The 14,067-nt window shown below is 40.2% G+C and carries 14 protein-coding genes and 1 pseudogene; 6 read left to right on the plus strand and 9 right to left on the minus strand.

Features of this window, described 5'->3' with window-relative positions; all coding sequences use genetic code 11:
• Positions 1-61: 61 nt before the first annotated feature.
• Complete coding sequence (locus tag NL644_RS07855) at positions 62-2,203, plus strand: hypothetical protein (protein ID WP_253658261.1); 2,142 nt, start codon at positions 62-64, stop codon at positions 2,201-2,203.
• Positions 2,204-2,281: 78 nt separating this feature from the next.
• Here the strand turns inward: NL644_RS07855 and NL644_RS07860 are convergent, their stop codons facing one another.
• Entirely contained in the window at positions 2,282-3,319 is a 1,038-nt protein-coding gene (locus tag NL644_RS07860; RefSeq protein WP_253658262.1) for a hypothetical protein, read from the minus strand.
• Between the two features lie 110 nt (positions 3,320-3,429).
• Here NL644_RS07860 and NL644_RS07865 point away from each other — a divergent pair, with 110 nt between their 5' ends.
• Together NL644_RS07865 and NL644_RS07870 are read left to right on the plus strand one after the other, a co-directional pair.
• On the plus strand, positions 3,430-3,801 hold the full coding sequence (locus NL644_RS07865; protein WP_253658263.1) for a hypothetical protein: 372 nt from the start codon (positions 3,430-3,432) through the stop codon (positions 3,799-3,801).
• A complete protein-coding gene (locus NL644_RS07870) occupies positions 3,798-4,520 on the plus strand; it encodes a hypothetical protein (RefSeq protein WP_025612742.1) in 723 nt (240 codons plus the stop codon). The genes NL644_RS07865 and NL644_RS07870 overlap by 4 nt, the downstream gene beginning before the upstream one ends.
• Here NL644_RS07870 and NL644_RS07875 read toward each other — a convergent pair.
• Positions 4,517-4,960: a hypothetical protein gene (locus tag NL644_RS07875; RefSeq protein ID WP_025612743.1), complete on the minus strand. Its 444-nt coding sequence runs from the start codon at positions 4,958-4,960 to the stop codon at positions 4,517-4,519. The two genes, NL644_RS07870 and NL644_RS07875, sit on opposite strands and share 4 nt — an antisense overlap.
• Positions 4,957-6,135 carry a hypothetical protein gene (locus NL644_RS07880; protein ID WP_253658264.1) on the minus strand — a complete coding sequence of 393 codons (1,179 nt, stop codon included), beginning with the start codon at positions 6,133-6,135 and terminating at the stop codon, positions 4,957-4,959. Before NL644_RS07880 ends, NL644_RS07875 begins: the two co-directional genes overlap by 4 nt.
• Positions 6,136-6,331: 196 nt before the next feature.
• Between NL644_RS07880 and NL644_RS07885 the strand changes: the two genes are divergently transcribed.
• Positions 6,332-7,714, plus strand: a complete 1,383-nt coding sequence (locus tag NL644_RS07885) for a zincin-like metallopeptidase domain-containing protein (protein WP_253658265.1) — start codon at positions 6,332-6,334, stop codon at positions 7,712-7,714.
• 82 nt (positions 7,715-7,796) lie between these two features.
• Here the strand turns inward: NL644_RS07885 and NL644_RS07890 are convergent, their stop codons facing one another.
• The 6 genes and pseudogenes from NL644_RS07890 to NL644_RS07915 all read right to left on the minus strand — a co-directional run.
• Positions 7,797-8,525 carry a hypothetical protein gene (locus tag NL644_RS07890; protein ID WP_253658266.1) on the minus strand — a complete coding sequence of 243 codons (729 nt, stop codon included), beginning with the start codon at positions 8,523-8,525 and terminating at the stop codon, positions 7,797-7,799.
• Positions 8,522-8,872, minus strand: a complete 351-nt coding sequence (locus NL644_RS07895) for a hypothetical protein (protein ID WP_253658267.1) — start codon at positions 8,870-8,872, stop codon at positions 8,522-8,524. Before NL644_RS07895 ends, NL644_RS07890 begins: the two co-directional genes overlap by 4 nt.
• Positions 8,873-8,881: 9 nt before the next feature.
• On the minus strand, positions 8,882-9,088 hold the full coding sequence (locus NL644_RS07900) for a hypothetical protein (RefSeq protein ID WP_253658268.1): 207 nt from the start codon (positions 9,086-9,088) through the stop codon (positions 8,882-8,884).
• An 11-nt stretch (positions 9,089-9,099) separates the two neighbouring features.
• Positions 9,100-9,798, minus strand: coding sequence for a pentapeptide repeat-containing protein (locus NL644_RS07905; protein WP_253658269.1), 699 nt, complete (start codon positions 9,796-9,798; stop codon positions 9,100-9,102).
• A 559-nt stretch (positions 9,799-10,357) separates the two neighbouring features.
• Complete coding sequence (locus NL644_RS07910) at positions 10,358-12,325, minus strand: recombinase family protein (protein WP_253658270.1); 1,968 nt, start codon at positions 12,323-12,325, stop codon at positions 10,358-10,360.
• Between the two features lie 58 nt (positions 12,326-12,383).
• Positions 12,384-12,503, minus strand: a pseudogene (locus tag NL644_RS07915) (osmotically inducible protein OsmC); the annotation flags it as partial.
• Between the two features lie 203 nt (positions 12,504-12,706).
• On the opposite strand from NL644_RS07915, the gene msrB reads away from it, so the two are divergent.
• Complete coding sequence (gene msrB / locus NL644_RS07920) at positions 12,707-13,849, plus strand: peptide-methionine (R)-S-oxide reductase MsrB (protein ID WP_047007986.1); 1,143 nt, start codon at positions 12,707-12,709, stop codon at positions 13,847-13,849.
• Between the two features lie 51 nt (positions 13,850-13,900).
• Complete coding sequence (locus tag NL644_RS07925; RefSeq protein ID WP_074189751.1) at positions 13,901-14,047, plus strand: DUF2256 domain-containing protein; 147 nt, start codon at positions 13,901-13,903, stop codon at positions 14,045-14,047.
• The last annotated feature ends 20 nt before the right edge of the window (positions 14,048-14,067 follow it).

Genomic DNA, 14,067 nt, shown 5'->3' on the forward strand with positions numbered 1-14,067 from the left:
ACGGATTATTTGACATTTTGCGCTCTCATGATACGACATAAGTATACATGGACGTTTACTTATGATCATCAAGATGAAGAAAGTCGCTTTCTCTTGCGACAACAAACGAAAAGGGAAAAACACAGGCTCGTTAACCAACCACATCCTTTACCTCATCACAGATAAGAAGACCAAGCGCTACTCCGACAAGCGCTGCAACCTTTCCTTTTCTCTAAACCCAAATCAACCCGATTTAGGTGCATTACTGACGCACAAAGGCGCATCTCTCAGCCAACCTGAACTGTCTGAATTGGTAAACACCTACTGTTTAGAGCAGCATTGCTACATAACTCAGCATTACGTGAAAAACAGCCGTAAAGCCAAGCAACTGGACGATTACCAAGAATGTTTAGATCCTCAGAAACTGTTCAACTATCAAGGCTCATTGAGCTTTACCCAAGCGGAATACCAAAGGTTATTAAAAGCATCTGGTGGTAACGAAGCACAAGCCAAAGCGATGATGGAAAACATCACTCGCCACTATCTTGCAAGCTATTACAACCAGATAAAAAAAGAGCAGAAGATTAAAGGGAAAAAGACTAAGCCAGAAGAGATTGAGCTTGTCTCGAATTTTCATATTGAAGGGGAAGCGAATCCGCACATCCATTTTTATACCCATGCTTTTTGTCCAACAACTCAACGCTACATGAACCCACGTTATTTCTATGAAACAAAGCAAAAGGTTCATAAGCAGATTGAGCGCCAATTCGCTCAGTTTTTAGAGCAAGGTGTTGCGACAGGTCAACAAAAGAATCAAGCCAGAACAGCCCGTAGGGAGTATCTTTCGTACCTGTTAGATCATTGCCACAATTGGTTTGAAGTTAAAAAAGTGTTTAGGGATTTAGAGGGATTGCTCAGTGAAGTGTTGAACAGCGATGATCCGTTACATGCGAAAATCAATGAATTACAAAAAAGAGGAATCTCCCTTAAGGTTAAATCTAATCAACAGGTTGAAATACAGCAGAAAGACGTACCAATCACCCTCTCTATTAATACGTTCATCAACAGAAAGTTGAAACAATCGTTAAAGCGCTTCGCTAAACAACACCAGTTTGAACAGCAAAGCCAACGCTACGGCAATACAACGCCAGTCGAAAAGATGGAAACGGTACTGTTAAACAACCTTAACGCTGTGAATAAGGCACTTTCTCAAGAGTTAGGTCAAATACCACCAAGCGAACATCAGGAAGCCAGAAACAAGGCATTTAAGACGTTCTATGAGCGATGCCTTGCCACTGGCGTGTTAGTGAATCTAAACAAGCAACATCATTTGTCGTTTCATAAATTGGATGAGAATAAGCAAGTGAGCAGCCAAAACAACCTTAAAGCGACAAAATACAACGCTTCTCTATTCAACTCTCCAGAATTGTCTGGCAAAGCGATAGCGCAGCAGTTTGAGTTAGATTTGGACGACATTCGCCAGCACCAATGCGAATTAATGGAGCTAATGCCACGCACCATCAACTATCGCAAGGTGGTGTTTTTCTCGATGGACAACCAACAGCACAACCATGTTTATCAAGAGTATTTCCACCTCAACCGTTACCAGTCTTTTTTTGATTATTACGGCTTGGAGGTCTTTGAGAATGATGATGAAACCACGGTATTGAACCGCAAAGGCGAATCACTGATCCAGATAAAGCAGATTGATGAAAATTATTCTCGCATTACGATGAATACGCTGCACGCCCCAAGTGCTGCTAAAGTCTTACACTCGATGTTGGTTCGTGAAGCCAAGTCATTATCCGATGATCAAGCAATCTTTATCAGACCAGCGAAATATTCTTTTGGGAGACAACATTTAAGGTATCTACACCTTGAAATCATGTTCTCTACCGACAAGCACAGTAAACGAATTGTGGTTGACTACAATGGGATGAGCAACGACAAAAAGCTACAACGCATGATTGATGCGAAGCTTGAGCAAGAGCTGGCAAGGTTTGAGAAGAACTTTGTCAGATACAGTCAGAAGAATCCAGACCAATACCAGTTTGGGGAAGCTGTTGGGACGCACCTTTTAGACAATGAGCACCTATCGCCAGAGCAGCGTGAACGTGTGAAGAAACAGATTGAGAGCCAGAAGCAGCGCTTAGAGATGAGCACCGCTAAGACAAATAAGAATAAAACTGAACCCGCTCCTAAGACCAAAAAGTTAAAACTATGAGATCTGTCCTAAACAGCTTGGTTCTATTTTGTGGCGCTAAAATTTTCTAATTCAATTGACAAGGTGAGCACAAATGGCTCACCTTCTCTTAGGTTTCGCAGTTGAATACTCTTTAAACTCAAACATCGATATTTTCAAGCACTCCGTATGGAAGCACCACAGATAGTGACTCAACATGCGAGTAATTAGCTCTACCCATTCCTGATACAGTGATAACGATTCACCACGTTCGCCAGCTAACATCATCTGATCCCAACCAATCTCATCAAGCGCGTCAGCAACTGCTCGTTGAGCAATCGTTTTATTCTTATCAACACTCAGATCATCAAGCAAATGGTTGTAAGTATGAATATGCGGAATCGCTTCGATTACAGCTTTGCAGAACTGCTGCAAACTCACTTCAAAATCACAGCGATAAAACAAGCGCTTAACTTGTGGGTCAGTATCAAGAGATGAAACAATTTCCCTGAGATCTCGTTTCGCTCCTTGCTCCAGTGCCCAGCGCATTTCTTGCGGCATTTCCATTTTCAACCAATAACGAGTATCACAGTGGTGGTTGATGATGAACACGAGCCCTGAGAGTGTTTGAGGGTGTAATTTAATCTTTTTCCCTTTTTCATTTAGGCACTTTGTCAGATTTCCTTGCTGAGATTCGAGGAGTAGTGTTTGTCCATCAAAGCGCAGCAAATCATCAGAAAATTCTGCTCTCCAATCGGTATGGAGATAGTCACGACAACCTTTCAAAAACGACTTAGTGACAACGAAGGTACAACGGCTCGGAAACGGTGTCGCAGAGTTAAAATCAAACAATCTGTCTTTGTTTGATAATACTCTTGAACGTAGGCGATCGACCTCTTTCTGATTCGCTCTTATTTCAACACGAAGATCGTGTTTTTCTATGTATTTTTCAGCCAGTTTCTCAAGCTGGAACAGCGTGATTTTAACTCTTTGCTGAACTGACGATAACGACTGTGCTTCTTCCAATTTTTCAGGATATTTCTCAACCAAAATCGACCAGTTTTTCGGCTTACTCTCTTCAATTTTTACGATAAGACCACTGTAATCTTCTCGCTGCTTTAACTCTTCAATTCCGTCTAAAAACGCTTTTTTATCCATAGAAACTCCTTATGTTTTGGGTACATAACCGTCTTATCACGCCAGCTAAATATTGCAAATAACCCAGTCTGTGGTAAGCCAATAAGAGGTCATTCAAACAAGGAGAGTTTATGAATTGGAGCATTGAGCAGATCGAAGATCAGCTAAATAGAAACGAACTAAAAGGCGTGATCGATTTGATTGCGAACCAAACCGATTTTGAAGTGTTATTTGAACAACAGTTGTGCAAGCAAGGTATCTCAAAACAGAGCTTCAATCGCCAGTTTTTCAGAGCCAAACAGCAAATGGATATTGTGCGTTTGCCAACCTATCAACAGGCGTTGGTCGAGGCAGAAGAGGTTAGCGAAGCGGATCGTTTGTTCTTAGTCGATTTTTTCAAACCTCTGGTTAAAAAATACCAGTGTCTACTGGCGTATCATGACAAAACCGAAGAGAAGAAAATTGCGGATTTTATTAAGAGAGAAACTCAGGAAGGTCAATGATGAAATCCATAATTAATCAACTGAATAATTACACATCCAACCTGACGATTGAGGATATTTGCCTACTATCAAACTATGACTATGGAGCCTTTTTGCAGCAGTACAAAAAGTTGGTGTATATCACAGGCATGAGGCAATACTGGTTGATTATAGCGAAGCAACAGCGCAACCACAGCAACATCAAGCAGTTTAAAACGTACCATAAAGCACAGCAGCACTTCTATCGACAGTTAACGCAAGAGTTTCACCTTATAACGGGTATTAATCCAAGTCAGTCATACAGTATTACTGAGCTGTATGACGCATTGGTAGAAAAGCATTCGCGCTTCCACATAGCGACAACCGTCTATGCGGATAATCTACTCACTGCTATTCAATATGCACGATGTAATACTCAACTATGGCAAAGATTTAAGCAAGAGCTGGCTGCTGTCGGTATCGCTTTTAAAGATGTATCGCAGCTACTTACAGCGTTGCACTATGCTGATGAAACGGATTATCAAGAAGCCACTGACAGAATGGCGAAAGGATTTCGTAGGTTTTATCAGTATCAAGTAGATCGAGACTTTGAAGCACTGGTAATGGAAGCCATGAGTTTTGGGCAAATATTCCAGCATTGCACACCGTGCTTTAAAATCTACAACTTGCGTCTCACCTTTCCTGAGATTTACGTCATTAAAGCATGTTTATCGCAGGCCATAGCCACACAGAACGGTTAACGAAGCCTCAATCGAGGCTTTGTTTTACTTTGCTTAGATTGTTCGAAGAAGAACAGTTTATCAATGACTTTCTCGCACTCAATATAAAGCGATGCCACTGATGGATGTGCCAATATCGATTCTAATTTTTCATTACAATCAGCCGAGCCAAAACCATACCAAAACGTATGAGGTTTATTCTGGCATTGATACTGACAAGTCATAAAGGCTTGTTTAACCGCTCGCAATGCGTCACCGACCTTGCTTCTTTTCGACTCTTCAACCGCTTCAACTAACACCTGATTCAAGCGCTCAAACATCGATGAGACAAACGGCTCATTCAAATCAAGATAAGCATTTTCAAATGCGGAATAGTCGTCTTGTGCTGACGGAATTGTTTCAAAATCACTATCAAACAAATGACCGAAAAAGCTCAGTGTTAATAACTCTTTTTTGGTCATAGTCGCAATCCCTTAGAGCGTTTAACTTTACGCTTCGCGACCGCTGGCTCTTCAAATAACCCCTCTTGGACTTCCCTTCTTAATTCAGCGATGATCTGTTCTTCATAATCTGGCACATCACTTGGCACTGGTTGAGCAACGTCTAATTCAACACCTTCAAATGGATTATCTTGTTCTTGTCCCAATACCTTATCAGGGAAGCAAACTTGCTGCACCGCCAGTTTGACACGCTGATCGACCTTTTCACCTACCGTGATCTTTTCCAAATCAAACAACGCATCTTGTTTGATTACTTCCAATGCCATACGCAGGCTTTCAACACTCAATTCTTGATACGGGAAAGAATGAATGTGTTTATCTTTGACGACCAATAGAGCATTAATCAACTCATCAACACTGGGATTTTTACCTAATAGCAAGCCATTCGCTGTAACAGGTGAAGCAAGTGATTTTTGCTTACCATTATGGTAATAAATGCTCTGACGCTGTGCTGTACCTCCAAGTAATTCAAGATAGCCATTTAACCACTCTTTTTGCTGCTTTAAGTCGTAATACTCCTTGATCATCGTTCCACTATCGCCAATAGAAATCGTTGAACTGCAATGCAACTGACGTAGGGAATCCAACGAGAGAATTTCGTCAACACCTTTCGGTTCTTCTAACGCATCAAATGCCACATCAGGCAGCGTTTCACCATTAAAACTCGACAGAATCTTATCGCCAAAATAGAATCCTTCTGGCACATCAACACTTGAGCCAATCACAACTTGTTTTGCTGGGTAGTTCTGCTTTATTTCCGCCATTCTCTGTGGGTTTAAAGGCACTGACTGATTGAGCGGATCAAACACCCAGTCGGGTACATCAAAACCGGTGCCAGCAAGATATAAACCTCTCTGTTCGTGATCTTGATACTCCAGCAGCATCGCTTTAAACAAGTCATATTGCTCAAAACTAAACAACATTTGAGCTGTAAACGGACTTCTCTCCTCAAGAATCAGCTCTGGTCTTAACAAATCTTGATCATAAAAATATTGAAACAACTCTCTCACGACGTTCTTATCACCGGATCCTTCCAACGTCTTAGCAAAAACAACGTATTGTTCGAATAGCTCAGGACGTTGCTCAAGCAACAATTTGCTCTTTTGTAACATCAATTTGGTATACGCATTTCTCATCTTTTTTCTCCTTTCGTTTACTTAATTGCATACCACAAATCCAACGTTTAACAAGAGTGTGCTGTTTTTCCCAAGCACCAAACAAGCAAAAAAACAATATCTAAAAGAAAAACTAACCATCAATAATTTCAGTAACTTGGAGATATTCAAAAGCGTGATACGACATAAGTAAGCTCATCAACAAAGGAGTGTATTTATGAGTAAATCCAAATCGAGTGCTACTGGCAGCACTAAGAACAAAAAAAGCCAGCAAGACCAAGTATTAGATCGATTATTCGACTTTTTCTCAAAGCCTAAAGGCGAGAAGCCAAGTTCTGACAGTGATGTTGAAGTGAGTTTCTACCGTTCAACGTTAAATGCTTTACCAATCAATTTTTTCGGTAACGAATACAACGGAATCAATATCATCATGTTGTTAGAAGCACAGCAAAATAGCACTACCAAAATACCGATTTACTGCACGTTCAAGCAAGCATCAGAACTACTCGAAAAGCACAAAGATCAACTACCCCCAAAATCTGACGATTTTGACCCTAATAAGCCGTTAAAAGGTATTAAACTGGAAAATGTCGTGGTGAAATATTTAGAGAACTACGCAAAGGACGGGGAAAAAATCAGTAAAGTACAGTTCGAAAAATTGACTAAGGGCATGAGCTTTAGCGAGATGAAAGACAAGGGTTTTGAGGCAAAGCGTGGGCTGCGTACTTATCGTGTTTTTCCGATAGAGAAAGTCAAACACTTATTGCCTCAGTCATACATTGACGAACTGCCATATTTCGCCAAACAAGAAGTGTTAGCCAGCCAAGTCATGAGCGAAGAAGAGCAAGATTCAACTTTTGTTCAAAAAGCACAGCTCATCATTGATGCAATGGGCGTTCCTGTCATCGAGAAAGACGAAGACCGAGCTTATTACAGCGTCAAAGAAGACCATATCGTCATTCCGCCAAGAGACAAGTTCAAAAGCGATAAGGCGAGATTTGCGGTCATTCTTCACGAACTGAGCCACAGCACTGGTCATCCAACCAGATTGGACAGAAAGTTAGACAACCCATTTGGCTCTCAAGCCTATGCCAAAGAAGAATTGATCGCTGAAACAGCCACGTTATTTATGTGTCTTGACCAAGGATTAGAAACATTTAATTCACATGCTGCTTATCTTGAAAGCTGGACACAGCAGTTTGCGGATCAAAAGAAAGCGTTGTTATCTGTGTGCAAACAAGCCAAAGAAGCGCAGAACTACATCACTGAACAAGTGCGACTTTACACGCTAAAATTAGAGCAAGAGACACTAAGAATTGATTTAACAGATCAATCTCAATACTCCCTTCAATGCTACATTGCCGAGGAAGCTGAGTTTGATAATCAATTTACACCACTTATTGGAAAGCATATCACTGGTATGCGTGAGATAGAGAACGGTCTGGAACTCGGCACCAATGAAAACTTGCGTTATAAGCTCGACAGCACCGCTTCTAAGCCACTTTCTCGCAAGGTAGATGAATTGATACAGGCAGACAAAAAGAATATCGAAATGGAGCGTTTAAAGACGGAACAGCCAAAGAGACGATTGACGATATAACAAAAAGACCGCATCAAGCGGTCTTTTATGGGCGTAAGTAACTGATAAGATACATATTAATACCTCTATCTTTAAACTCTAATTAAGGCAGCAGTCCATTCAATCCGTCAGTAAGAATACTATTAGCCAAAGATGAGTAGTTCTTGTTCATGACAAATTGCTCTAAATCTTGATATTCATACAGTTCGACATAAAGATAAGAGTCTGGAAGCTGATCTAACGGTCGTAATTTTTTTGCAATATCATCAAACGTCAATCGACTAAGTTCCAGATCAATAAGATTATCCAACGGTGCTAAATAATCATCATCACCTGTCTGTAACCAACTTGTATAAGCATCGCTCCACCCAAGTGCATACCTTCTCATTAATGTTTTTAGGTCGAGCTGCATACAAGCAACAACATTCTGAAAATCTGTCAGATCAGCATCAATACAATAGGTTTGACCATCATCAGCTTTAACCGTATAAACCACCTCATTGTACCAATTCTCAACGAGATCGATAACGACAGGACGTAAACCATCTTCCTTATGTATTTCTACATAGACTTTTTGATCGTGCATGACAAAATCATCAGCATAACCATCCACTCTTTCAAAAAGATTGACCATTTTTTCACAGTCAAAGTTAAATGTTGGTAAGTGGCATAAAGTTACTGACAGCTCTTCTACTGAAATAACCTCAACCTCACCATAATGTTCCAACATTTCAGCATCACCCGATAAGATGTAGATAGGCTGATCCGCTGCATAGCCTATGCACTCATCTGCAATTTGTTCAAACTGTGACTCAACGATATATAGGTTCATTTCGCCCCCTTACAACAAGAGCTGAGAGAAGCCATTACATCACGGTGATAGGTACACAAATCCATGTCATCAACTTCACAGCCATCACTGGTGTTTTGTAACTCATGCTCAACCATTCTTATATGATCAAAAGTTAAAGCGTCATGGAATATCAAACTCTCAATCACCTTCACTCTTGTGTATTTTGGTAGCATAGAGAGCATCAGCGTTTTATGCGTGACACTTAAATCGTTAGCGACACGCTCAACCACCCACGTATCACATTGGCTATGCTCTTCGATTTTGCTCAAATACTTCTTCTCAATAATCGCTTCAGCTTTTTGCTCAATACTTGTCATTAATTCCATACCATCCTCCTATTGTTGTGGAACATAAACTTGTTTAATTTCATAGACTAACTGCCATGTTGAGTAACAGTCATTACACTCAACATCTTGGTTTAGATAATCGCCATGACACTCTGTTTCACCAGCACTGTAATCACTTGAACCGCAGCGCCAGCGACTTGGCTCACTTGTTACATCGACTAACTCATCGAAAGGTAATTTGTTGTAATTACACATCTCTCACCCTCCTATTGGTTTGTTTGTTGTTGGGTAACATAGCCATAAGTCGTTTCAAAAAGCGGCAGATACGCTGCTTCTGAGATCACGCCATTTACCTTTGGCTTGATGAACAGCTCACAAAGTCTGATTAACTGAGATTTATTTTTAAAACCTTGGCGTATCAGGTAAGAGATCAGATTCAACATAGCGTTTGACGCAATATCTGCATCGATAATGTTATCAACATTGATTGCGATTGCTTTCTGAGGGAAACCTACATTCACATTGATATTGTTGTCTTCAAACCCATCAGCTCGCTCCCTTGCATACAGAAGGTTTACCCCTTCAAAATCACACTGCTTGAACGTTGCGGAGTACATAAACGTCTCAACGAACAACGCACCGATAAAATCGCAGTCTTTGATTTCCGTATACTCAAAACTGGCGTTAGACAAATCAGCACCACTAAAATCACAATTCTTAATCACTGAACCGCAGAAGTTCACGCCACGCAGATCTAAATCAGCTAAATCCAAGCGCTCTAAACGCAAACATTCAAAATCTGTTACATTCAGCAAAATCATCGCTACTACGACAGAGCGAGTCACTGGTTTATCGGTCTTGAAGAACAGAGCCGTTTGCTCAAACAGATACTGTGAATCTTCTCTCTTCAATGCCTCTAACTCATGATCTGCCATTGTTGAAATATCAATATTTTCTTTTTTCATAATCAGTCCTCTCGTTATTTATTAGATTAATTTAGGGTGCAAAAAGCCCCACCCAGTGGGCGTAAATATTAAGTTTGTTCTTTATGTTATGGTGAAAACCGACTATCACTGCCAACAAAAGCACAGCGATACTGGTTATCAGCAAGCAATAAGAGGACGGTATGACAACAACTAAGACGTAGTTCCTATTCAGCAGATAGATCTATCCCTGCAATTTGAATGAACAAAGCGAACGATGATCCTTGCGGAAAGAGTGCTTTTTAGATTGTTGAACATGAATCTGCACATTGCAGATAAGCCGTTCTTGCTTAATATTTTGGAGGTAGAAGTGGCGCACCACGACTATCAATTTTGAGAGGAAGAAAAAGTGATTAGCTCTTTCAACGGTGAGAATAGTAACATTAATCAGAATGAAATGTCAATATTTATTTTTAGCAAATGTCAAGGTTTATTTTTGCATTTTTAAAAACAATTTCATAATTTCCTTTTATATCAAATAGATAAAAAGGATTGACGGAGTATTGCTCCAACAATCCCTTTACTTCACGCAGTTAAAATTTTACTCGTAAATCTCTTGCGACTGGTCGATTTGGTGTTTTAGTTTCAGATATTTAGCTGGGTTTTCTTGGTAGTACTTCGCCATTCCATCTAAATGTGGATACTTACCGCTTTCAAGCCCCTCAAGGTAGTCTGTTGGTAAGATAACCGTTTCAGAGAAATCAACTGAGTCTACTTTGACAGCATCCTGATAAGGCAAAATGTTATGTATTTTGTCAGTCATTTTTTCATGAGCAGGGATAAGTCGGTGAACACCGTCTAAAAACTGAATTGAAATCATATGATAACCAAAAGGATTATCTTCAGTATCTCGATACAGCACAGTCATGCTCTTGACTACTTTCTTCAATTCAACATTGAAGCGTTGTCTAATCTCATCATCAGCGTTTTCATCAAGAGTCAAGTCGATCAGCTCTTGCAGCGAATTATCACCATCTGACATAGCGATTTGCTGTTGAAGTTTCATGATTGATGTTTCAATTAGATCAATTTCCTGAACAACTTTTTTCAATTCATTTTCTTTTGCCAGATAATCATCTTGAATTTTTTCAAGTAAAGACGGTATTTTTATACTACTGATGTTCTTAACAATCTGCTCAATATCATCTTCAAGTTCAGATTTTCTAACTTTTAAAGGTATCATTTTTTGTTCAAGCTCTTTAAGTGAACTATCAAGAACTTGATCACTTGCTTGGTTTGAAATGATTTTGTTGATGTTTAAACCTTTGCAGAATTGAAGCAGGTTATGCTCAAACACATCATGCTTAATCACTTTTGCGTTACACAAGCCTTCTCGTGCTAAGTTACAGCGCAAGTATACGTTTCGCCTATCTTTGCTCTTAATGTATGTACTATTGCAATAAGGACAACGTAGAATGCCCTGTGCAAGATTCTTAATGCTTTTATTCGGTTTTGTACCAGAAGTGCGTCTTTCATCCATCATTTTACGAATGTATGCCGCTTGGCTTTCTGTCATTAACGCTGGATAGTAATTCTTTAAAACAGCGACTTCTTTTCTTACACGTTTACCCAAATGCTTTTCTGGATACTTGCCTTGTTCCACATCATCTTCAGTCGGATAGTAAGATTCTGTTAAGAGATAATCACCTTTAACAGTTGAGATCACCGAGTTAAACAAACCGCTATAAGCAGCAGCTCTAAAATGTCGAGTTTTTCGGTTTGCCTTTTTCAACTTAGGCTTTAGATTGCCATTGTCTATCTCATCGTTGAGAAGACGTACAGCCCTTGTCATTCCGTTACCGTCTAACAGCTTTTCAATCAGAAAATCCATCACTTTCTTGTTTTCAGGAATGAAATCGTAACCGCGACCGTCTTTCTTCGCGGTTAGCCAGAACGGACACATAGCAGTAGCATTTTTTGGTCGTTCAAGGCCTTCCCTTTCGTCTTCTGGTAAGGTGAAGTAGTTAAGCAAATCTTCACGCTTCTTTTCCCATGACTTTCTCGAACGGTATTCTTTCATCAGTGATTCAGTGTGCGAACGCTGCAAGCTGATCAAAGCCATGAAGAGATCCATCATCCCATGCGTGGAGTCTATAGATTTTTTAGAATAGATTTTCTTTTCACCGTCAGCCAAAACTACGATGTTTGTATATTCGAGCAATTCAGTGAAAATTTGGGTAGATTTGAAGGGGCCAGTTCGAGTAATCCGATCTAAACTTTCGACAATCAGATAAGTGTTAATTTCACCATCTTCGTTAAACCTTTTCTTGATCTCACCAGACTTAAATTTCTTGATAGTTTGGCTGAACGAGCCAAGTGTTAGGTTTAAGCCACGATATGCGCTTACACCTAAGTCTTTTAACGATATAACTTCATTTAAGTCAACACCATGCTCTTCACAAAACTTCTCTACGAACTTCCTATTGATTTCACTTTGTCGAAATTCTGATAGACCATCAGCTTGCTGTTTGCTCGAATATCGCAGATAAGTAATGATTGTTGGCTTCATAAAATGATTCGCTAACTCGCTGTATTTACATCATTTTACCTTACTGTACAAATAGTTCAACCATCTCCATTGGGCTTGGTGCCGTTGCACCGCCATTGCCATCCATCACTACGGAGTGACCCGACTGAGATTGCCCAAGGAATTTAAAATCTTCTACCCATTTAACTTCTGCTTGCATGATTTACCTCATTTAGCATCGCTCGTTGAAGACATCGTTGCCCTATCAAGCGGTGTATTTCGTGTCAATACTTTAGCTTTCTCGCATAAAAGGGCAACGGAATTTTCAACATTGCTGTAATTTTTTCGCTCGGTTGCCTTTCTCTATACGTAACACTTTTTATTTCAATAACACTTTCTACGAAAAACAACGTTGAGGTAGCTATGAAGAATATATCTAAGTTATTGGTCGGATTCTCTTTCGCACTTCCTGTCTTGTTTCTACTTTTGAGTAAAACAGGCACCGCCGATACGATGGATAAGATGAAGGCTTCAGAGAATGCAGAAATCGCCACACTAGCTGGCGGCTGTTTCTGGTGTACAGAATCGGATTTGGAACAGTTGACTGGCGTAGTCGATGTCGTATCAGGCTATTCTGGTGGTCATGTTGAAAACCCAACTTATCGCCAAGTTTCATCAGGTAAATCCGGTCACATAGAAGTGATCGAAGTTAAGTACGATCCTAAAGTGGTTAGTTACGAGCAAGTGTTGGACTACTTTTTCCGTCATATCGATCCTACTGACGATAAAGGCTCTTTTGTCGACCGTGGCCCACAGTATCGCCCTGCTATTTTCTATCATAACGCTGAGCAAAAGCAGATCGCAGAACAGTTTATAATGGAAATCGACAAGGCGATGATCTATCCAAAACCGTTGAAAACAGAATTGATCGAGTTTGAAAAGTTTTATCCCGCAGAAGAGTATCACCAAGACTACTACAAAAAGAGCAGCTTAAAGTATAAGTATTACCGCTATGCGTCTGGTCGAGATAAATACTTGGATGAAGTATTTGGTGATGATCGTAAAGAGACCCCAAAAACGCTTCGTCAGTTGATCGAAGAAAAAAAGTTGCTATCAAAAGTGAAAGAGTACAGTAAGCCTGCTAAGTCCGAGATCAAATCAAACTTAACGGAGTTGCAATACTACGTAACACAAGAAGAAGGCACCGAACGTCCGTTCGACAACGAATATTGGGACAACAAAGAAGCGGGGATTTACGTTGATATTGTAACTGGTGAGCCGTTGTTTTCTTCTACCGATAAATACAAATCGGGGACGGGTTGGCCAAGTTTCACTAAGCCAATCAACCCAGGTTACATCGTTGAAAAAACCGATTACAAGCTGATTTATCCAAGAACGGAAGTTCGCAGTAAGTTTGGTGATTCTCACCTTGGTCATGTTTTTAAAGACGGTCCGAAGCCAACAGGATTACGCTACTGCATGAACTCTGCGGCAATGAAATTTGTACCTGTAAGTGAAATGAAAACGCAGGGGTATGAAGAGTATCTGTATCTCTTTGATAAATAGTTCGTACTCATTCAACTTCAAGGGCATACGATGGCGAATGCGGAGTACCAGATGAAAGGTTTTAAAACACAATTACCAACCAAAATCTGCTCTGTTTGCCATCGCCCATTTTCTTGGAGAAAGAAATGGGCAAGAAATTGGGACGAAGTCGTTTACTGTTCTGAGCGCTGCCGAAGAAACAAATCAGTCAAAAGTTAGAACCACAAAAACTTTATGTC

The organism is Vibrio sp. Y10_XG_PY6, from assembly GCF_024181795.1.
Classification (GTDB): Bacteria; Pseudomonadota; Gammaproteobacteria; order Enterobacterales; family Vibrionaceae; genus Vibrio; species Vibrio diabolicus.

What these genes read in the sequence shown, in the direction of transcription:
- NL644_RS07855 (WP_253658261.1), top strand. Translation starts at nt 62, where the DNA reads ATGATCATCAAGATGAAGAAAGTCGCTTTCTCTTGCGACAACAAACGA.
- NL644_RS07860 (WP_253658262.1), bottom strand. Translation starts at nt 3,319, where the DNA reads ATGGATAAAAAAGCGTTTTTAGACGGAATTGAAGAGTTAAAGCAGCGA.
- NL644_RS07865 (WP_253658263.1), top strand. Translation starts at nt 3,430, where the DNA reads ATGAATTGGAGCATTGAGCAGATCGAAGATCAGCTAAATAGAAACGAA.
- NL644_RS07870 (WP_025612742.1), top strand. Translation starts at nt 3,798, where the DNA reads ATGATGAAATCCATAATTAATCAACTGAATAATTACACATCCAACCTG.
- NL644_RS07875 (WP_025612743.1), bottom strand. Translation starts at nt 4,960, where the DNA reads ATGACCAAAAAAGAGTTATTAACACTGAGCTTTTTCGGTCATTTGTTT.
- NL644_RS07880 (WP_253658264.1), bottom strand. Translation starts at nt 6,135, where the DNA reads ATGAGAAATGCGTATACCAAATTGATGTTACAAAAGAGCAAATTGTTG.
- NL644_RS07885 (WP_253658265.1), top strand. Translation starts at nt 6,332, where the DNA reads ATGAGTAAATCCAAATCGAGTGCTACTGGCAGCACTAAGAACAAAAAA.
- NL644_RS07890 (WP_253658266.1), bottom strand. Translation starts at nt 8,525, where the DNA reads ATGAACCTATATATCGTTGAGTCACAGTTTGAACAAATTGCAGATGAG.
- NL644_RS07895 (WP_253658267.1), bottom strand. Translation starts at nt 8,872, where the DNA reads ATGGAATTAATGACAAGTATTGAGCAAAAAGCTGAAGCGATTATTGAG.
- NL644_RS07900 (WP_253658268.1), bottom strand. Translation starts at nt 9,088, where the DNA reads ATGTGTAATTACAACAAATTACCTTTCGATGAGTTAGTCGATGTAACA.
- NL644_RS07905 (WP_253658269.1), bottom strand. Translation starts at nt 9,798, where the DNA reads ATGAAAAAAGAAAATATTGATATTTCAACAATGGCAGATCATGAGTTA.
- NL644_RS07910 (WP_253658270.1), bottom strand. Translation starts at nt 12,325, where the DNA reads ATGAAGCCAACAATCATTACTTATCTGCGATATTCGAGCAAACAGCAA.
- msrB (WP_047007986.1), top strand. Translation starts at nt 12,707, where the DNA reads ATGAAGAATATATCTAAGTTATTGGTCGGATTCTCTTTCGCACTTCCT.
- NL644_RS07925 (WP_074189751.1), top strand. Translation starts at nt 13,901, where the DNA reads ATGAAAGGTTTTAAAACACAATTACCAACCAAAATCTGCTCTGTTTGC.